Raw genomic sequence first — 18,067 nt, forward strand, 5'->3', positions numbered from 1 at the left:
GCGATCCGCATTCCTATGATGGGCCCACGACACCGCGGGCCGCTGCGACCAGGCAGTCCGACGCGGTGCAGCTGCGGCGCGATGGTGGAGGGGTCGATGACTCAGGGGGCCGGTCAGGGACCCGAGATGGAGCGGACGGCGACGTTGCGCGACTTCCGGGTACCCGCGTACGTCCACGAGACCGGTCCGTACGCCGACAGCGCGCAGCCCGGCGAGACCGTACGACCTGATGAGGAGGCCTTTGAGGAGGCCTTCGAAGAGGTCTATCCGGAGGGCTACACACCCACGCAGCGCGACCTGCCCGTCATCCGTCGGGGTGACACGGTTCAGGTCGCGGTGGACCCGGCGTCGATGGCGGCTCCGCAGCCGACGGAGGGCCCCGGTCCGCTGTTCGTCGTAGGAGATGTGCACGGCTACCTGGACGAACTGGTGGCCGCGCTGCGGGAGAAGGGCCTGATCGACGCGGCCGGCAGCTGGTGCGCGGGCACCGCGCGGCTCTGGTTCCTCGGCGACTTCACCGACCGCGGGCCCGACGGCATCGGCGTGATCGACCTCGTGATGCGGCTGTCCGCCGAGGCCGCCGCGGCCGGCGGGTACTGCAAGGCGCTCATGGGCAACCACGAGCTGCTGCTGCTCGGCGCGAAGCGGTTCGGCGACACCCCCGTCAACTCCGGCGCGGGCACCGCCACCTTCCAGGCGGCCTGGCTGCTCAACGGCGGCCAGAAGACCGACATGGACCGCCTCCAGGACGTCCACCTGCAGTGGATGGCCCGCCTGGACGCCATGGAACAGGTCGACGGCCACCTGCTCGTCCACTCCGACACCACCGCGTACCTCGACTACGGCGACTCGATCGAGGCGGTCAACGACAACGTCCGCGAGACCCTCACGCGCAACGACGCGGACGAGGTGTGGGACGTGTTCCGCAAGCTCACCAAGCGCTTCTCCTTCCGCGACGAGGGCGGCGCCGAACATGTCCGCTCCCTGCTCGACATGTACGGCGGGACCCGGATCGTCCACGGGCACAGCCCGATTCCCTATCTCCTGGGCGACGTGGGCTCCGAGGACGGCGAGGATTCCGCCGGTCCCGTGGTCGAGGGACCGCACGTCTACGCCGAGGGGCTGGCCATCGCGATGGACGGCGGGGTGACCATGGCCGGAAAACTGCTGGTCCAGCAACTGCCGCTGGATATCTGAGCGTTTAACGGGCAGACGTCCCCCCTCGGAGGGCCGGCCGACGACATCGCTGGCCAGGGGCCAATTTCTGGAAACCCCCTGTCACCGTGTGCCGTCGCCGCTCTACCATCGGCTTATCCGTAGCAGGCTCCCCTCCGTTTCTGCCCGACGGCTCGTTGGCATGCGAGCCCCAAGCCCTACGGAGCATCGGGGGATGCACATGAACAGCGTTCCGCAGCACCTGCACAGCGAGGACCGCCAGGAGTACGAGCGGATCCTCGACGAGGCGCTGCGCTCCGCCCCTACCCGCCCGGAACTGGCCGCAGTCGGTAAGCGGCTCAACCCCGAACAGCTGCGCACCATGGCGCTGAACGCCACCGCTCTCATCACGGCGGCCGCGGCGACCGAGTACCAGCACTACGTGAAGGTCCGCGAGGAACTGCGCCAGCCGGCGTCGTCCACCCCGTCGACCGTCCACGAGACCGGCTCCGCGGAGCCGGTCGGCGTGGGCGCGATGGGGCTCGCCACCACCCTGGGGGAAGCGGCCGAGGGTGCGGGCGCCATCGCCGTCGCCGCCGTCCTCACCCCCGTCCTCGCCGGCACGGCCGCGGCGATCTTCCTGCTCGTGGGTTACATCCTCAAGATGCTCACCCCCGAACCGGCGTTCGCCCAGACCATGCTCACCGCCGGCTGGGTGTTCGGCGCCATGACCGCCGCGGCGATCCTCGTCGCCGCCGTCGGCCTGCTGCTCACCGCCCTGCGCAACAGGCCCTCGCCCGACACCGGCCCCTACGGCGAGGCGGGCGGCGAAGTGGCCCGCGCCAGGGATGCCTGGCACGACGCCCTCCTGGAGCGCGGCATCCTGCCGTTCCTCCAGGACGCGCTCGCGGCTCCGGGGACGGCACCGGTACGCCGTACGACACCCCCGGGGCCGAGTCGTATGCCGCACCTCGGCTACGACCGCCCGGGCTTCTCCAGCCCCGACGACGGCCCGGAACCGGGCCACCGTCCGAGCTTCAGCAGCCCGGACTTCAGCAGCCCGGACTTCGGGGGGCCCGAACACCAGCCGGAGTAGCCCCTCGGCTTGCGCCCCCAACCAGGGGAGCGCAAGCCGAACGCCCGGTCACGGCCCGACTGCGACCCGAGGGAGAACGGTGGTGGGGACCACGTCACGCGGCGGCGGGCGCTGCCCTGCTCAGTCCGCCATTCCCTCAGTCCGCCATTCCCTCAGTCCGCCATACGTCGAAGGATCTGCGCTCCCGCCCTTTCGACCGGTGTGCGGCTGTAGGCGTGCACCAGGGCGAGATGGAAGAGTGCCGGCGCGAGAGGCGCCCACAGGTGAATGCGATCGGCGCGCAGCATGTACTTGATCACCGCTGAAGGGCGGAAAGGAACGAAATCGATGGTCTGGTGTTCCCATCGGTCCGCCACTCCTCTGCTCATCCGCTCTTGCAGACCCGCGCAGGTCAAGTCCTTGAGTCTGGCGTAGAAGTGGGCACTCCAATGACGCTTCTCGATGTCCAGCACGAAGGCGAGCAGTTCGAGTGTGTACTCGTGCGGCTCTATGGACAGTTCCTCGCGCATTCCGCGCCGAGCGACGGCATAAAGGTCCGGGGCGCTCCTGCCGGACGAGTCGATGTGCCGTGACATGCCCTCGTTGACGGACGAGTTCCAGACGCCCGGTGCCATGCGGACGTGGTTGCTGCGCCGACTGACGACCAGCATGTCGTCGGCTGTCACCACCGCGATGTTCACGGCGAGACTGCACTGCAGAAACGCGGGAGCCCGCAAAGGGTCGCCAGGATCGAGATAGCGCGAACGAGGGGTGGTCCCGTCGGGCAGCCGACGGTCCAGTTGTTGCGCCGCGAGAAAGGTGTAGTAATCCGTCGGGCGCAATCGCAGATGGATTTCCGGCTTCTCCTCGAGAGCGGTCCGGGAGATGTCGAGCGTTTCGACCGCGTATCGAGGTCCGTTCCACAACGGTGCCCGGCCCTCCGCCCGCAAGCGCGTGTTCTCCTCCTCGATCTCCACCCACCAGTCGGCCATGTCGGACGGCAATTCGATTTCCTGGTCCAGCACTTGGATGTAGACGGCTTGCGCCGGTATGGACGACTCTCCGTCCCCTTCGACGATCAGCGCGGAGGTGTGAAGGGGGCCGAGAGAGAAAGTCCTCCACGCCGGGCTGGACTCCTCCCGGCGTCGCCGGTTGCGCACCGCGCTCCTCGATCGAGTGCGCAGCCTGTACCAGCTGTTCTGGATCGGGTCCTGGAACAGCACGGCGACCAGCATCCCGAGCACCGCGCCGACAACCCCGTTGGCCAGATCGATCCCACCCATGTCAGGCAGAGTAGAGACCTCGATCGGACCATGAGTGATCTTGTCTTTTCTGTTACGACGCCCAGCGGCGCGCCCGGCTCAGGAGACCCCCGGCACCTCGCCCTCGTTCCGGCTCCCGCCGCACCCGGGGGCCAGCCGCACCCCGTATGCGGAGGACAGTCCCATCCTCTCGCGCTTCGGGATCCGGTTGGCTGGTGATCGTCACCGATCAGGAACCTGAGCACCGGGGGATACGAACATGCAGATGCCGTCGTCGAAGAAGACCGGCGCCGCAGTGCTGGCAGCAGCATTGCTCGCGCTGGGCTCACCCCTAGCCGCGACCGCCACCACCGCCGGGCACGCGGCGGCGCGACACCCCTACAACGAGGCCACGCTCCAGCAGGACCTCGCAGCCGTACGAAAGGCCGGCGGCGGGGATGTGAACGTGCTGGCCAGGGTCGACGGCCCGAACGGTGCCCCCCTCATGGCCCGTATCGGCACCCGCACGGCCGACTCCACGGACCCGGTCCCCTGGAACGCGCACTTCCGCGTGGCGAGCACGACGAAGACCTTCGTGGCGACCGTCGTCCTCCAACTCGTCGCGGAGAAGCGGCTGTCCCTCGACGACACCGTCGAACACTGGCTGCCGGGAGTCGTCGCGGGCAACGGCAACGACGGCGGCCGCATCACCGTCCGCGACCTCCTCCGCCAGACCAGTGGGCTCTACGACTACATCGACGACCCGGAGATCCAGGACGCGCTGATCAACCACTTCGACGAGAACCGCTACGACACCACCCCGGCGGTGGACCTGGTCGCCGTCGCGATGAAGCACCGGCCGGTGTTCGTACCCCAGCCGGGCGGTCCCACCCGCTGGGCGTACTCCAACACCAACTACCTGCTCGCCGGGATGATCGCCGAGGAGGCCGGCGGCGCGAGCTGGCAGGACCTGGTCGCGCACCGGGTGATCGCGAAGCTGGGGCTGCGCAACACCTCCATCCCCGGGCTCAACCCGTTCCTGCCCGACCCGCACGTGAACGCGTACCTGACGACCGCCGACGGCAAGCGTCTCGACGTCACCGACCAGAGCCTCCAACACACCGCGGACTCCGGCGTGGTGAGCACCACCGCCGACCTGAACACCTTCTTCCGCGCCCTGGCCGACGGCCGGTTGCTCCCCGCCGAGCAGTGGCGTGAGATGCGGCAGACCGTCGAGCGGACCGACGACCCCGAGGACGTGGCCGAGATGCCCGAGGGAACCTACGGCCTGGGACTGCGCAAGATCCCGCTCTCCTGCGGCGGTTTCTACTACACCCACGAGGGCGACGGCGCGGGCGTCAACACCCGCCCCGCGGTGAGCGCGGACGGCAGGCGCGCGGTGACGGTCTCCATCACGACCACCACCGCGCCGCCGGACCTGGCCGCCCTCAACCGCGCGACCGGCACCCTCGTCGACCACGCCCTGTGCGAGCAGCCCGCCAAGAACTGACCGAGAACTGACCGAGAGCTGACGAAGAGCCGACCGAGAGCCGGGCCGCTCGGTCGCCGTCAGTCGGCGATCGGCAGGTACACGCGATTGCCCGCCGCCGCGAACTCCTTCGACTTCCGGGCCATGCCCTCCTCGACCTCCGCCTGGGTGCCGCCGTGCTCACGCCGAATGTCGTGGGAGATCTTCATCGAGCAGAACTTCGGCCCGCACATCGAGCAGAAGTGGGCGGTCTTGGCGGGCTCGGCCGGAAGCGTCTCGTCGTGGAACTCCCGTGCCGTGTCCGGGTCGAGGGCCAGATTGAACTGGTCCTCCCAGCGGAACTCGAAGCGGGCGTCGGACAACGCGTCATCCCACTCCTGTGCACCTGGGTGCCCCTTGGCGAGGTCGGCTGCGTGGGCGGCGATCTTGTAGGTGATGACGCCGGTCTTGACGTCGTCACGGTTGGGCAGGCCCAAGTGCTCCTTGGGCGTGACATAGCAGAGCATGGCCGTGCCCCACCAGGCGATCATCGCGGCACCGATGCCGGAGGTGATGTGGTCGTACGCCGGCGCGACGTCCGTCGTCAGCGGGCCGAGCGTATAGAACGGAGCTTCATCACAGATCTCCTGCTGAAGGTCGATGTTCTCCTTGATCTTGTGCATCGGGACATGTCCCGGGCCCTCGATCATGGTCTGTACGTTGAAACGCTTCGCGATCGTGTTGAGTTCCCCGAGCGTCCGCAACTCCGCGAACTGCGCCTCGTCGTTGGCGTCCGCGATCGAACCAGGCCGCAAGCCGTCGCCCAGCGAGTACGTGACGTCGTAGGCGGCGAGGATCTCGCACAGTTCCTCGAAGTTCTCGTAGAGGAACGATTCCTTGTGGTGCGCGAGGCACCAGGCCGCCATGATCGAGCCGCCGCGCGAGACGATGCCCGTCTTGCGGTTCGCGGTCAGCGGTACGAACGGCAGCCGCACGCCCGCGTGGACGGTCATGTAGTCCACGCCCTGTTCGGCCTGTTCGACGACCGTGTCCTTGTAGATCTCCCAGGTCAGTTCCTCGGCGCGGCCGTCGACCTTTTCGAGCGCCTGGTAGAGCGGCACCGTGCCGATGGGGACGGGGGAGTTGCGCAGCACCCACTCGCGGGTGGTGTGGATGTTCCGGCCGGTGGACAGGTCCATGACCGTGTCGGCGCCCCAGCGGGTCGCCCAGGTCATCTTCTCGACCTCCTCCTCGATGGAGGAAGTGACCGCGGAATTGCCGATGTTGGCGTTGACCTTCACCAGGAACCGCTTGCCGATGATCATCGGCTCGATCTCGGGGTGATTGACGTTGGCCGGCAACACCGCCCGCCCGGCCGCGATCTCCTCGCGGACCACCTCGGGCTCGACGTTCTCCCGTACGGCCACGAACTCCATCTCGGGCGTGATCTCACCCCGTCGCGCGTAGGCGAGTTGCGTGACCGGCACGCCCTCACGTCCGCGTCGCGGCTGACGAGGCCGCCCGGGGAAGACCGCGTCGAGGTTGCGCAGCCCACCGCGCGGTGAGGTGTGCTTGATCCCGTCGTCCTCGGGGCGGACGGGCCGGCCCGCGTACTCCTCGGTGTCGCCGCGGGCGATGATCCAGTTCTCCCGCAGCGGCGCCAGCCCCCTGCGGACATCGGTGTCGACGAGCGGATCGGTGTACGGGCCGGAGGTGTCGTACAGCGTCACCGACTCCCCGTTGGTGAGGTGCACCTGACGGACCGGCACCCGCAGATCGGGGCGCGAGCCTGCGACATACCCCTTGTGCCAGCCGATGGACCGCTCGGCCTCCGTCGGCTGTCCGGCCGCCGTGGACTGCTCGGCCCGCGCGAACTCCCCGCCCGGAATGGGCTGTTCGTCCTGGCTGAAGGCAGACGTGTGTGCGTCCTTGTTGGTCATGAGACCTACTCCCTACGCCGGCATTACCCGGTAACAGGTTCGGCGGTCGACGCAGCGGCTTCCGTCAGCCGATGTTCCATGCGAAACATCACTCGATTCAGGTGACGTTTCACGTGAAACAACGCAAAGACGAAGGTCAGCGCCCTCTCAGCCCGGTGCTCCGAGCTCCCGCGTGTGCAAAGGTGCCTCCACGCTAGCGTCATAAGTGGCGCGGTGAACAGTGGGCCTCCGGCGTTCTTGCGATGATCGGGCGGTGACCACGACACAGCAGCCCCCGTACCCGCCGACCGGGCCGCCCCATGGCCACGGCCAGGGATCCGGCGACCATCACGGTTCCGGCTCCGGGCACGACCACGGAACGGGCGGGGACGATGGACACGGTTCGGGTGGAGACGGCGGACACGGACCAGGCGGGGACGGCGGACACGGTTCCGGTGCGGGCGGTGGGCACGGTCATTCACACAGCCATGGCCCCGCCGCACCCGTCTCCCGGCACCTGCGGAAGGTCATCGCGGCGATCCTGATCCCGTTCACCGTGGCGGTCGTGGTCGGCATGGTGGTGCTCTGGCCCGGCGGCGCCCCCTCGCACAAGCGCACCGGAGTCGGCTTCGACCGGCAGACACAGCAGGCCACGGTCACCAAGGTCGTCAGCGTGAGCTGCGCCTCGGTGAACGCCTCGGGCGGGGGCTCGACCGGGGACACCTCCACCGCCGAAGGCTCCTCAGCAGCACAGGAGGCGGCCGGCACCTGCAAGAAGGCCACGGTCACGGTCTCCACCGGCAAGGACAAGGGCCGTACGTTCACGGAGATCGTGCAGCCCGACCAGTCACGGCAGTTGCATCAGGGCGAGAAGGTCGTGGTCGCGTACGAGCCCTCCGCGCCCAGGGATCTGCAGTACTCGGTCACCGATGTGAACCGTAAGTTCCCGATGGCGCTGCTGGCCGGGATCTTCGCGCTGGCCGTCGTGGTGGTGGGCCGACTGCGCGGTGTCATGGCGCTGGTCGCGCTGGCCATCAGCTTCATGATCCTGAACTTCTTCATCCTGCCCGCGATCCTGCACGGCTCGAACCCGCTGATCGTGGCGGTGGTCGGATCGAGCGCCATCATGCTGATCGCCCTCTACATGTGCCACGGCCTGTCGGCCCGTACGTCGGTGGCGGTACTCGGCACCCTGATGTCACTGGTGCTGATCGGCGTCCTGGGCTCGGTGTTCATCGGCTGGGCCGCACTGACCGGCAACACGGACGACAACACGGGCCTGATCCACGGGCTCTACCCGTCGATCGACATGAGCGGTCTGCTGCTCGCCGGTGTCATCATCGGTTCACTCGGTGTGCTCGACGATGTGACGGTCACCCAGACATCGGCGGTCTGGGAGCTGCACGAGGCCAACCCCGCGATGGGTTGGCGCGGGCTGTACCGCGCCGGCATCCGCATCGGCCGCGACCACATCGCGTCCGTCGTCAACACGCTCGTCCTCGCCTACGCGGGCGCGGCCCTGCCCCTGTTGCTGCTCTTCTCCATCGCGCAGAGCAGCGTGGGGGCGGTCGCCAACAGCGAGTTGGTCGCGGAGGAGATCGTGCGCACACTGGTGGGCTCGATCGGCCTGGTCGCTTCGGTACCGGTCACCACGGCCCTGGCCGCCCTGGTGGTCTCGGCCGACCGCCCGGGACCCGAGGCGGTTCCGAGGGGTGCAGCTGGAACAGCTGGAACAGCTTCGGCTACGGCGGCCACGTCGGCGCCGAGTGCCAAGCCCGCGGCGGCGCGCGGCGGGAAGGGCCGACGCCGCAAGCACTGAGATGCCGCAAGCACCGCGATTGCCTCGCCGCGAGCACTGCGGTGGACGGCGAAAACCGCCCCAGGGAGCCACGCAGAAGCGTTACTGCGATTCCCCGGGCCCGGAGGGCCTCGGTGGATGTTCAAGGGCTCACGGCGCCTCCAGCGGCTTCAGGGCCCTTGACGAAGCGTTACGCCAACTCCCCGACCCCCGCCGCCGACCAACACGTCACCCGGCGCTCTGCTCCTCCGCCAGAATGCGGTCCAGCGCCTCGTCGAGGTGGGCGTCGAAGTCCGCGAGGGCACCCTCCTGACCGAGCGGAACCAGCCGGTCGGTGCGGTCGAGGAACGCCACCAGCGGTGCCGCGCCGGTGCGGAACAGCGCCTGGTCGCTGCCCACCTGAAGCCGGATCAGCACCTCACCCAGCGTTTCGGGGTCGACGGGTTCGATGCGTACATCGCCTTCCCCGCACGCCATGCCCAGCCCATCGATCAGCAGCTCCCGGCCGAAGGTCCAGGTCACCGGGGCGTCACCCGGCAAATGGAAAGTCAGCCGCACGGCGTACGGATCGCACGTCTCGTAGCCCAGCTCGACCGGGATACGGAAGGAGAGCTCCTCGGAAACGAGGAAGCTCATCATGACCTCTGCCTGTACGGACTCGCGCATCGCCTATCCCGTCAACTGCCGTCGTCTGGCCGGGAATGATCCCCATGACACTGAAGGAATATTGCTGAACGTACACGTTAGATCACAAGGAGTAAGTTTTCAGATGCTGATAGAGAGCGCGAGCGACCCCAGAAGCCGGTCGACCCCGGTCTGCAACTGCCGAGCCGCGGCCGGCAGTCGATCGGCCTGATGCGAGGGCAGGGAGATGGCCATCGTGGCGGCCGTGGTGCCGAGCGTGATCGGAATCGCCGCGCAGACCGTCCCCAGCGCGTACTCCTGACGCTCCACCACCAGCTCCGTCCGCCGCATCCGGTCCAGGCGCCGCACCAGGGAGTGACCGTCACGCACGGTGTACGGCGTGAGGGACCGCACGGGGTAGCGGTCGAGGTGATCGCGGCGGACGTCCTCGTCCAACTGGGCCAGCAGACACTGGCCGATCGCGTGCGCGTGCCCCGTCTCACGGAAGTCCGCCCACTCCTCGACCGCCGGATTGCCGGGGGCGTCGGAGACGCACAGGACCTCGATCTCGCCGTCGCGGTACATCGCGTAGTACACCGGTGCGCCGATCAAATCCCGCCATTGCGCCAAGGCGTCGACGATCGTGCTGCGACGTTTCTCCTGCGCCCCGCTGCTGCTCAGCCGCTCCGCCGCCTCCCCGAGGAAGAACAGCCCCTTGTCACGGCGGAGATATCCCTCGTGCACGAGGGTGCGTAGCAGGTGGTACGCCGTGGGAAGGGCGAGGCCTGTCTCGCGGGCCAACTGCTTGGCGGGAGCGCCGTGTTCGTGCCCGGCGACGGACTCCAGCAGGCGCATGGCCCGCTGGACGGAGCCGATGAGGGTGACGGCGGACTGGTGCGAGCCGTCGGCTGTCACGGAGTGCTGTCGGTCAGGGGCTGCGGTGAAGGGCTGCTGCTGGTCGGTGGCCGTCGCGTCGCGCTGCCGAAGCGGAGTCGCCACCGGGCGCTGCTGTGACACCGGGCGCAACTGTGCCGCCGGACCTGACCGTTCCACCGGACCTGGCGGTGTCACCGAACCCGGCTGTGACACCGGCCGCAGTTGTGCGGGGACCGCCACCGAGCGCGGCCAGGTGGGCGGGACGGGCTGGGTTGGGCGTGCGTGTGGTTCTACGGGTGCGGTGTCAACCGTGGCCAAGGGTCACTCCCGGAGCGCGAGGGGGCAGCCCGTGCGGGGAACACGGGGAGGGGATGCGCCGCCCGCGGGGGTCGTCCCCGCGTCGAATTCCGGACTTTAACCGCCCGCCACCGCCCGCAGACGGCCTGTCCGGAAAACTTCCCCCGCCCGAGGGAACCGGTGATTCCTGTTACCGATCACCGGTTGCCCAGCAGTTACCTCACCAGTCGCCGCGCGAGGAGGAGCTCGACGTGAACTTCCGGACGACGTAGATCACTCCGCCGACCAGCGCCACGAAGACCAGCAGCTTGAAGAGCAGTCCGATGACGATGGTCACGACGGTCGCTATCAGCCCGCCGAACACGACGAGGGCGATGACCGGCACCGCGACCCACTTCACCCACCACGGCAGTCCCGCGAAGATCTCTCGCATTGTCCTCGTCCTGTACCTCTCCGCCCGTCGCTCGTACCGGGTCCGGTCCGTGTCCGGCACTCCCGCACCGGATCTCTGATGTCCTGCAGTCGATGCTAGGGCGGGCGAAGGCCGAACGGGGGCCTCGCATCCCTTGTCCTCCCCTGACCGTTCCCCTAGGGAACCCTGAGACGCGAGTCAGGCTTCCGGTGGAGAGAACACCACCAGCACCCGCAGGTCCTCGCTGATGTGGTGGAACTTGTGGGCCACCCCGGCCGGCACGTAGACCACGCTGCCGCGCGCCACCTGGGTGGTCTCCATGCCGACGGTGATCGCGGCCCGGCCGCTCACCACGAAGTACACCTCGTCCTGGTTGTGCGGCTGCTGCCGGTCGTGCTCACCGGAATCAAGTGCGTACAGGCCGACAGACATGTTCTTCTCGCGCAGGAACTGCAGGTACGCACCGTCGTTGGCGGCGCGCTCCGTCTCCAGTTCATCCAACCGGAATGCCTTCATCGCCCTCGTCCACGCTCGGAGTCGATCTCTTCTGTCACGATCAGACACATGAAGAATTTTCTAGTCAAGACGATCGCCAACGCGGGTGCCCTGGCGGTCGCCGTATGGCTGCTCGACAAGATCACCCTGACCGGTGACAGCACCTTCAAGAAGGTCTGGACGCTGCTCCTCGTCGCCCTGGTCTTCGGCATCGTGAACTTCCTGGTCAAGCCGATCGTCAAGGTGCTGACCTTCCCGCTGTTCATCCTGACGCTCGGTCTGATCACCCTGGTGGTCAACGCGCTGATGCTGATGCTCACCTCATGGCTGGCCGACAAGCTCGACCTGAGTTTCCACGTCGAGGGCTTCTGGACCGCCGTCCTGGGGGGCCTGATCATCTCGGTCGTCTCCTGGGCGCTCAACGTCGTCCTGCCCGAGGGGGACTGAGCGCGCGATGACGTACCGCGTCAGCTTCGTCTGCACCGGCAACATCTGCCGTTCGCCGATGGCCGAATCGGTCTTCCGCGCGCGGGTGGCGGAGGCCGGGCTCGACGGCCTGGTCGAGGTCGACAGCGCGGGCACGGACGGCTGGCACGAGGGCGACGGCGCCGACCCGCGCGCCGTCGCCGTCCTGGAGGAGCACGGCTACGGCACCGACCACACCGCCCGCCGGTTCCAGGCTTCCTGGTTCTCCCACCTGGACCTCGTCATCGCCCTCGACTCCGGCCACCGCAAGACCCTGCGCCGCCTAGCCCCCACCGAGCAGGACGCCCAGAAGGTCCACCTCCTTCGCTCCTACGCCCGCCCGTCGCCCGACCACCACCCCTCAACGAGTGCTTCGCACGCCCCTTCTGATTCCGCCGGCGACGACCTCGACGTACCGGATCCGTACTACGGGGGCCTGGACGGCTTCGAGGAGTGTCTTGAGATGGTGGAGGCGGCGAGCACGGGACTGCTCGCCGCTGTGCGTGAGGAAGTGGAGGGACGAGCGATATGAGTGATTCCGCTGCGGCCGGAGGTATCGGGCGCGACGCCGGGGACGGCACGCGCGCGGTGCGGGCCGGTCTGCCCGAGCCGGTCAAGTACGAACCGACGCTCCCCGGACCGGTGTTCGCCGCGCACTTCCATCTCCCGGGCGAGGCGACGGGCCCGTACAAGTACGGCCGCGACGAGAACCCGACCTGGACCCACCTGGAGAACGCCATCGGCGAGCTGGAGGCGCCCGGGCAGGACGGCGTCGAGACGCTCGTGTTCGCCTCCGGCATGGCCGCCATCTCGTCGGTGCTGTTCTCTCAGCTGCGCGCGGGCGACGCGGTCGTGCTGCCAGACGACGGCTATCAGGTACTGCCGCTGGTGCGCGAGCAGTTGACGGCGTACGGCATCGAGGTGCGCACCGCGCCGACCGGCGGGGACGCCCAGCTCGACCTCCTCGACGGCGCCAAACTGCTGTGGATGGAGACCCCGTCGAACCCCGGGCTCGACGTGTGTGACGTACGGCGGCTCGCCGAGGCGGCACACGCGCGTGGCGCTCTCGTGGCCGTCGACAACACCCTCGCCTCGCCCTTGGGGCAGCGCCCGCTGGAACTCGGCGCCGATTTCTCCGTGGCGAGCGGCACCAAGCAGCTCACCGGGCACGGGGACGTCCTCCTCGGGTACGTCGCCGGGACCGACGCCTCCGCGATGACCGCCGTACGCCGCTGGCGCAAGGTCGTCGGCGCGATTCCCGGGCCCATGGAGGCCTGGCTGGCCCACCGTTCGATCGCCACGCTCCAGCTGCGGGTCGACCGGCAGAACGCCACCGCGCTGACCCTCGCGCAGGCCCTGCGCGAACGGACCGACGTGACGGGGCTGCGTTATCCGGGGCTGCCCGACGACCCTTCGTACAAGATCGCCTCGCAGCAGATGCGGCGCTACGGGTGTGTGGTTTCGTTCACGTTGCCCACGCGCACGCGTGCCGAACGTTTTCTCGACGCGCTGCGGCTCGTGGACGACGCGACGAGCTTCGGCGGGGTGCGGTCCACCGCCGAGCGGCGGGGACGCTGGGGCGGGGACGCGGTACCGGAGGGCTTCGTTCGCCTCTCGGTCGGTGCCGAGGACCCCGAGGACCTGGTGGCCGATGTGCTGCGTGCGCTGGACGAGTCGGCGCGGTGACCGCTTTACGTACCGCTGGTCGGTGTCCGGCTACGCACAACGGACGGTCCGAGCCTCCCCCCTCGTGGCTCGGACCGTCCTCGGTTCTGCGCGCGAAGAACCGCGCGCCCAAGGCTAGTTGACTCTGTGTCAGTGTCCAATCACAGTAGCGACAGCGACCTATCGACTTATTTATAGTTGTGCCCTGCCCGGGGCCGGAGAAAGGGTGGGGAAAGGAGAGTGCGCGCCATGGACCTGGCCTTGCTGCGCACCTTCGTGACCGTGCACCGGGCCGGCTCCTTCACCCGCGCCGCGGCCCTGCTCGGCCTCTCCCAGCCGGCGGTGACGTCCCAGATCCGCACCCTGGAACGGCAGTTGGGCCGCCCGCTGTTCCTGCGCCAGGCCCGTGGGGTCACCCCCACGACCATGGGCGACGAACTCGCGCACAAGGCCGCACCCCATCTCGACGCCCTCGTGGAGATAGCCGAGACCGGGCCCGACAACGACGCCTCGCTGCGCACCCTGCATCTCGCCGGGCCGCCCGAGTTCACCGCCGAGCGGGCGCTGCCCGCGCTCACGGAGCTGACCGGCGAGGACGGCCAGGGCTTCGCGCTGCGCGCGTCCTTCGGGAACGCCGAGGAGACCCTGGAGGGACTGGCCGCCGGACATCATGATCTGGCCATCAGTACGGCCCGTCCGCGCGGCGCTCTGCTCACCGCGACAACACTCTGCGACGAGGAGCACGTCCTGGTCGCCGCCCCGCACCGGGCCGAACAGATCGACTCCGCGGAACTCGGCCCCAAGGACGCGCCCGCCCTGGACGAACTCCCCGTGATCGAGGTCCATGAGTCGCTGCCCTTCGTCTCCCGGTACTGGGCCTCCGTCTTCGACTCCCGCCCGGCCGCCCCGGGCACCGTGATCGTGCCGGACCTCCGCGCGGTGCTCGCCTGCGCGATCGCGGGCGCCGGGCTCGCGGTGCTGCCCCGCTATCTGTGCGCCCTGGCGCTGAAGCGCGGCGAGGTCGTCCCGCTCCACGAACCCGCGATTCCACCGCTGCGGACGTATTTCCTGGTGGTGCGCACCGGCACTCTCGCGATGCCGCACATCGCCCGTGCCCACGAGTGGCTCCACCGCGCCGCCACCCACTGGGGCTGACCAGGGACTTTGTCGCCGTTCCGCGGCGAACCCGCTGGTTCCACGTGAAACATCACGCTCCGAACCGTCAAGGTGACGTCTTGCGATGTTTCACGTGGAACCAGCCGGGCCACATTCCTCCCATGACCGTCCGACCCGTGGTCAAGCGCACCGCACGTGCCGTTCTCCTCGACGGCGACGCCCTGATCCTGATCAAGCGCACCAAGCCAGGTGTCGATCCCTACTGGGTCACGCCCGGTGGCGGGGTCGAACCCGAGGACACGACTGTCGTCCACGCCCTGCACCGGGAGGTGTACGAGGAGCTCGGCGCCAAGATCACTGATGTGGTGCCCTGCTTCGTGGACACCGTCGAGCACATCGGCGCGGACGCGGCCTCGACCGGCGTGAAGGTGCAGCACTTCTTCGTCTGCCACCTGGAGTCCATGGACCCGGCGCTACGCCACGGCCCCGAAGTGGACGAGCCCCTCGGCGAGTACGAGATCGTCAGAGTGCCCTTCACCCGGGTAGGCATCGCGTCCGTCCACCTCGTGCCCCTGTCCCTACGGCACTACCTGGACGGCAACATCGAAGGGGTCCTCGCGATGCACGCTCCCGACCTGGGCTGACGCCTCCGGCACCGGGTCAGTCCCCGGCCGCCACCAGCTCCTCGACCGAGTCGTGCCGTATGCGCTCCGAAGGGAAACCGGCGTCCCGCAGGGCGTCGACACCGCTGCGGATCATTCCGGGCGGCCCGGAGACATAGGCGTCGTACTCGTTCCACGGTCCGTACGTGCGTATGGCGTCCGGGAGTTGGAGGTTCCCCTGCCGGTCGACGATCGGCCGGACCGCGAGCCATGGATGGGACTGCTGGAGCCGGAGCATTGTGTCGATGTCATAGAGGTCGTGGTCGGTACGGGCGCCGTAGAACACCTCCACCGGTCGCCACTCGCCGCGTTCGGCTACGTCCTCGACCAGTGCCTTGATCGGCGCTATGCCGGTGCCGCCGCCGACGCAGAGCAGTCCGCTGTCGGTGGTGTGGTCCACGGTCATCGACCCGGCCGGCGGTCCGAGCCGGATGACGTCGCCGGGCCGGGCGCGGTGCACCAGCGCGTTCGAGACCCAGCCCGCCGGAACCGCCTTCACATGGAAGGTCAGCAGCCCGTCCGAGCGGGGCGCGGAGGCGAAGGAGTAGTGCCGCCAGATCCGCGGCCACCAGGGCGTCTCCAGGCTCGTGTACTGCCCGGCGAGGAACGGGTAGGGCTGGTCCGGGCGGAGGGTCACGACGGCGACGTCCCGGGTCCTGAGGTCGTGGGTGACCACCTCCGCGTGCCACCAGGCAGGGGCGCGCAGTTCGTCGGCGGCCGCCGCGTCAATCATGACCTGCGAGATCGTCGTGTACGCCCGCACCCAGGCCGCCTCCGTCTCCGCATCCCAGACGGCGGAGGCGTACTTGTTCAACGCGCCGATGAGACACTCGCCGACGGCCGGGTAGTGCTCCGGCCGGGTGCCGTACTTGCGATGCCCGCGCCCGAGGTTCTGCAGATACGCGACGAGGACGTCGGTGTTGTCGATGTGCTCGGCGGCGGTGAGCAGCGCCTTGAGCAACCGGTCCCGCTGGGTGTCCATCGCCGCCGGGAACAACGACCGCAGCTCGGGGTGGCGCACGAAGAGCAGCGCGTAGAAGTACGAGGTGACCTTGTCGGCCACGGGGCCGACTTCGGTCATGGTCCGGCGGATGAGTACGGCGTCCGGGGATGCCTTCTCGGTGGCCGGGCCAGAAGAACGCTGGGCGGGCACGCGCACGGGGGCGGCCGGGGCCACAGGAGCATCCGGGGCAGCCTGGGCGACGGTCGGAGCGGGTGCGGCGGGCCGCGGTGCGGGAGGCGGGGGCGCTGCTGGCGCGGGAGCGGCGGGAGCCATGTGCTGGGCGGGAGTTGAGAGCTGCACGGGGGGCGAGGGCTGCACGGGAGTTGAGCGCTGCGGGGCGGTCACGGCCGACGGTATTCGCTGCTGTCCCGGCGCTACGTCCCGCTGAGCCGCGTGCCCGTCCGGATAGGACACGGCACTGTCGCCGCTCAGAGCCGGCGAGGCCGGCGGAGTCGGTGAGGCCGCTGGAGTCGCCGGAGTCGTTGAGGCCGGTGGAGTCGAAGGGGCCGAACTCTCCGTGGGCGGAAGCTTTTTGCTCCCCGCTGCCGCGCCCCTGCGGACCGGACGAAACACGGCCGGACGCCGTCCCTCCGACGTCCCACGCTCTTCGCCCGGAGGCACCTCCGGCTGCTTGCGCGGAGTGAACCAGCCGGCTCCGCCTCCGCCGCTGCCGCCGGACGTGCCGTTGTCGGCCGACGTGGTGGTCGGAGCGTCCATGGTGTGCCTCGCCTCGAGCATCTTTCGGTCGGTCTGCGCGCTTCCTCAGCCGGAAGCTGCCTGCTTCCGCGCGGACGGCTTGCTTTCTCCCCGTTCGGTCAAGCTGCCGATACAGCCATATCCAACCCACATTCCCACTGCGTACGGACAAGTAAGGCGAGAGTGTGACATTGCCCGCAGTACTCTCACGCGGCGCCCGGCTCCGGACAAGAACCGGAGTCGACCCTACCGGCCCGCGCTCCGCACACAAGTGCCGCCTCGCTCCCCCGCGAACAGGGGAGGGGCGAACCATCGATTCCCTCAACTACCGCGCGCCACGCACCAATTCGTAGGCATCCCACAGATCCCGCCCCTCATAGGAGTGGGTCGCGAGGCCCGACAGATGCTGATCCGCGTTGACCGCGACAGAGACGGGCACGGCACCGAACAGGTCCTTGTCCGACATCGAGTCGCCGTACGCGACACAGTCCGCCCTCGTCACCCCGAACTCCTCACACAGCCGGTCCGCGATCACCACCTTGGCAGCGGAGCTGAGGACTCCGGCCAGGTCCATGGACGGCGCGGTGAACGGAACGGCGGGGAAAAGCGATCCGTGTGCCGCGTGGGCGCCCCAGCCCGTGAGCCGTTCCACAAAGAAGGAAGGCGAGAGCGATACGACGGCGCAGTATTCACCGGCGCTCCTGATCTCGGCCCAGACCTCTCGGATCCGCGCCAGCCAAGGGGCCCCTTCGAAGGCGGCCGCCACATGCGCCTCGGTGAGATCCGCCCAGAGCGCGTACACACGGGTCGCGTACTCCGGCGGCCCGATCAGCCCGGCCGAGATAGCCCGCTCAAGTTCCACCGTCTCAGCCTCCAGGCCGATTTGACGGGAGATCTCCATGGGCGCACTGGTTCCGTGCAGCAAAGTGCCGTCGAGGTCGAAGAGATGAAGTCTCGCCATGAGCCACGAGGTTAGTGGGAGGAGCTGTGGCACCTTCCGCGAGGTTGCCGGATGCTCGTCGTTCGCCGGTGTTTCACGTGAAACATCCGTCTTCTGTCGGTACGTTGTGCCGCTGATCACGACATGGCCAAAAGCACGT

Annotated in this window: 17 protein-coding genes and 1 riboswitch; of the genes, 9 read left to right on the plus strand and 8 right to left on the minus strand. The window is 68.7% G+C overall.

The genetic code is table 11. The features are described 5' to 3' along the window. The first annotated feature begins 81 nt into the window (after positions 1-81). Positions 82-1,197 (plus strand): metallophosphoesterase, encoded by a 1,116-nt coding sequence (locus OG588_RS24825; RefSeq protein ID WP_405949218.1) that lies wholly within the window; start codon positions 82-84, stop codon positions 1,195-1,197. Between the two features lie 193 nt (positions 1,198-1,390). Further along, a complete protein-coding gene (locus OG588_RS24830) occupies positions 1,391-2,251 on the plus strand; it encodes a hypothetical protein (RefSeq protein WP_405949219.1) in 861 nt (286 codons plus the stop codon). Positions 2,252-2,403: 152 nt separating this feature from the next. Here the strand turns inward: OG588_RS24830 and OG588_RS24835 are convergent, their stop codons facing one another. After that, positions 2,404-3,513 carry a hypothetical protein gene (locus tag OG588_RS24835; protein WP_405949220.1) on the minus strand — a complete coding sequence of 370 codons (1,110 nt, stop codon included), beginning with the start codon at positions 3,511-3,513 and terminating at the stop codon, positions 2,404-2,406. 238 nt (positions 3,514-3,751) lie between these two features. On the opposite strand from OG588_RS24835, the gene OG588_RS24840 reads away from it, so the two are divergent. Next, positions 3,752-4,981, plus strand: a complete 1,230-nt coding sequence (locus OG588_RS24840) for a serine hydrolase domain-containing protein (protein WP_405949221.1) — start codon at positions 3,752-3,754, stop codon at positions 4,979-4,981. 59 nt (positions 4,982-5,040) lie between these two features. On the opposite strand, the gene thiC is transcribed toward OG588_RS24840, so the two are convergent. Next, entirely contained in the window at positions 5,041-6,879 is a 1,839-nt protein-coding gene (thiC, locus tag OG588_RS24845) for a phosphomethylpyrimidine synthase ThiC (RefSeq protein ID WP_405949222.1), read from the minus strand. Continuing rightward, positions 6,872-7,061, minus strand: a riboswitch (TPP riboswitch). It overlaps the preceding gene by 8 nt. 71 nt (positions 7,062-7,132) lie before the next feature. On the opposite strand from thiC, the gene OG588_RS24850 reads away from it, so the two are divergent. Continuing rightward, on the plus strand, positions 7,133-8,677 hold the full coding sequence (locus OG588_RS24850) for a YibE/F family protein (RefSeq protein ID WP_405949223.1): 1,545 nt from the start codon (positions 7,133-7,135) through the stop codon (positions 8,675-8,677). Positions 8,678-8,884: 207 nt separating this feature from the next. On the opposite strand, the gene OG588_RS24855 is transcribed toward OG588_RS24850, so the two are convergent. The 4 genes from OG588_RS24855 to OG588_RS24870 all read right to left on the minus strand — a co-directional run bounded on the left by OG588_RS24855 (position 8,885) and on the right by OG588_RS24870 (position 11,381). Continuing rightward, on the minus strand, positions 8,885-9,322 hold the full coding sequence (locus OG588_RS24855) for an SsgA family sporulation/cell division regulator (RefSeq protein ID WP_019055109.1): 438 nt from the start codon (positions 9,320-9,322) through the stop codon (positions 8,885-8,887). 99 nt (positions 9,323-9,421) lie between these two features. Continuing rightward, positions 9,422-10,195 (minus strand): IclR family transcriptional regulator, encoded by a 774-nt coding sequence (locus tag OG588_RS24860; protein ID WP_405953203.1) that lies wholly within the window; start codon positions 10,193-10,195, stop codon positions 9,422-9,424. Between the two features lie 478 nt (positions 10,196-10,673). After that, positions 10,674-10,886 carry a DUF5326 family protein gene (locus OG588_RS24865; RefSeq protein WP_366096720.1) on the minus strand — a complete coding sequence of 71 codons (213 nt, stop codon included), beginning with the start codon at positions 10,884-10,886 and terminating at the stop codon, positions 10,674-10,676. A 177-nt stretch (positions 10,887-11,063) separates the two neighbouring features. After that, a complete protein-coding gene (locus tag OG588_RS24870) occupies positions 11,064-11,381 on the minus strand; it encodes a cupin domain-containing protein (protein ID WP_019055112.1) in 318 nt (105 codons plus the stop codon). Positions 11,382-11,429: 48 nt separating this feature from the next. Here OG588_RS24870 and OG588_RS24875 point away from each other — a divergent pair, with 48 nt between their 5' ends. The 5 genes from OG588_RS24875 (at position 11,430) to OG588_RS24895 (ending at position 15,250) form a co-directional block, all read left to right on the plus strand. Then, positions 11,430-11,807, plus strand: a complete 378-nt coding sequence (locus tag OG588_RS24875) for a phage holin family protein (RefSeq protein WP_019055113.1) — start codon at positions 11,430-11,432, stop codon at positions 11,805-11,807. A gap of 7 nt (positions 11,808-11,814) precedes the next feature. Beyond that, complete coding sequence (locus OG588_RS24880) at positions 11,815-12,357, plus strand: low molecular weight protein-tyrosine-phosphatase (protein WP_405949224.1); 543 nt, start codon at positions 11,815-11,817, stop codon at positions 12,355-12,357. Continuing rightward, positions 12,354-13,511, plus strand: a complete 1,158-nt coding sequence (locus tag OG588_RS24885; protein ID WP_405949225.1) for a cystathionine gamma-lyase — start codon at positions 12,354-12,356, stop codon at positions 13,509-13,511. Before OG588_RS24880 ends, OG588_RS24885 begins: the two co-directional genes overlap by 4 nt. 228 nt (positions 13,512-13,739) lie before the next feature. After that, positions 13,740-14,645 carry a LysR family transcriptional regulator gene (locus OG588_RS24890; RefSeq protein WP_405949226.1) on the plus strand — a complete coding sequence of 302 codons (906 nt, stop codon included), beginning with the start codon at positions 13,740-13,742 and terminating at the stop codon, positions 14,643-14,645. Between the two features lie 122 nt (positions 14,646-14,767). Then, positions 14,768-15,250 (plus strand): NUDIX domain-containing protein, encoded by a 483-nt coding sequence (locus OG588_RS24895; protein WP_405949227.1) that lies wholly within the window; start codon positions 14,768-14,770, stop codon positions 15,248-15,250. 16 nt (positions 15,251-15,266) lie between these two features. On the opposite strand, the gene OG588_RS24900 is transcribed toward OG588_RS24895, so the two are convergent. Together OG588_RS24900 and OG588_RS24905 are read right to left on the minus strand one after the other, a co-directional pair. Next, a complete protein-coding gene (locus OG588_RS24900) occupies positions 15,267-16,988 on the minus strand; it encodes a globin domain-containing protein (RefSeq protein WP_405949228.1) in 1,722 nt (573 codons plus the stop codon). A 304-nt stretch (positions 16,989-17,292) separates the two neighbouring features. Continuing rightward, a complete protein-coding gene (locus OG588_RS24905) occupies positions 17,293-17,928 on the minus strand; it encodes an HAD family hydrolase (protein WP_405949229.1) in 636 nt (211 codons plus the stop codon). Between the last annotated feature and the right edge of the window lie 139 nt (positions 17,929-18,067).

This window comes from Streptomyces prunicolor, assembly GCF_045162825.1.
Lineage (GTDB): Bacteria > Actinomycetota > Actinomycetes > Streptomycetales > Streptomycetaceae > Streptomyces > Streptomyces prunicolor.

Bases quoted from the DNA above. Each gene is read 5' to 3' on its own strand.
- OG588_RS24825 (WP_405949218.1), top strand. From the start codon at position 82: ATGGTGGAGGGGTCGATGACTCAGGGGGCCGGTCAGGGACCCGAGATG.
- OG588_RS24830 (WP_405949219.1), top strand. From the start codon at position 1,391: ATGCACATGAACAGCGTTCCGCAGCACCTGCACAGCGAGGACCGCCAG.
- OG588_RS24835 (WP_405949220.1), bottom strand. From the start codon at position 3,513: ATGGGTGGGATCGATCTGGCCAACGGGGTTGTCGGCGCGGTGCTCGGG.
- OG588_RS24840 (WP_405949221.1), top strand. From the start codon at position 3,752: ATGCAGATGCCGTCGTCGAAGAAGACCGGCGCCGCAGTGCTGGCAGCA.
- thiC (WP_405949222.1), bottom strand. From the start codon at position 6,879: ATGACCAACAAGGACGCACACACGTCTGCCTTCAGCCAGGACGAACAG.
- OG588_RS24855 (WP_019055109.1), bottom strand. From the start codon at position 9,322: ATGCGCGAGTCCGTACAGGCAGAGGTCATGATGAGCTTCCTCGTTTCC.
- OG588_RS24865 (WP_366096720.1), bottom strand. From the start codon at position 10,886: ATGCGAGAGATCTTCGCGGGACTGCCGTGGTGGGTGAAGTGGGTCGCG.
- OG588_RS24870 (WP_019055112.1), bottom strand. From the start codon at position 11,381: ATGAAGGCATTCCGGTTGGATGAACTGGAGACGGAGCGCGCCGCCAAC.
- OG588_RS24875 (WP_019055113.1), top strand. From the start codon at position 11,430: ATGAAGAATTTTCTAGTCAAGACGATCGCCAACGCGGGTGCCCTGGCG.
- OG588_RS24880 (WP_405949224.1), top strand. From the start codon at position 11,815: ATGACGTACCGCGTCAGCTTCGTCTGCACCGGCAACATCTGCCGTTCG.
- OG588_RS24885 (WP_405949225.1), top strand. From the start codon at position 12,354: ATGAGTGATTCCGCTGCGGCCGGAGGTATCGGGCGCGACGCCGGGGAC.
- OG588_RS24890 (WP_405949226.1), top strand. From the start codon at position 13,740: ATGGACCTGGCCTTGCTGCGCACCTTCGTGACCGTGCACCGGGCCGGC.
- OG588_RS24895 (WP_405949227.1), top strand. From the start codon at position 14,768: ATGACCGTCCGACCCGTGGTCAAGCGCACCGCACGTGCCGTTCTCCTC.
- OG588_RS24900 (WP_405949228.1), bottom strand. From the start codon at position 16,988: ATGGACGCTCCGACCACCACGTCGGCCGACAACGGCACGTCCGGCGGC.
- OG588_RS24905 (WP_405949229.1), bottom strand. From the start codon at position 17,928: ATGGCGAGACTTCATCTCTTCGACCTCGACGGCACTTTGCTGCACGGA.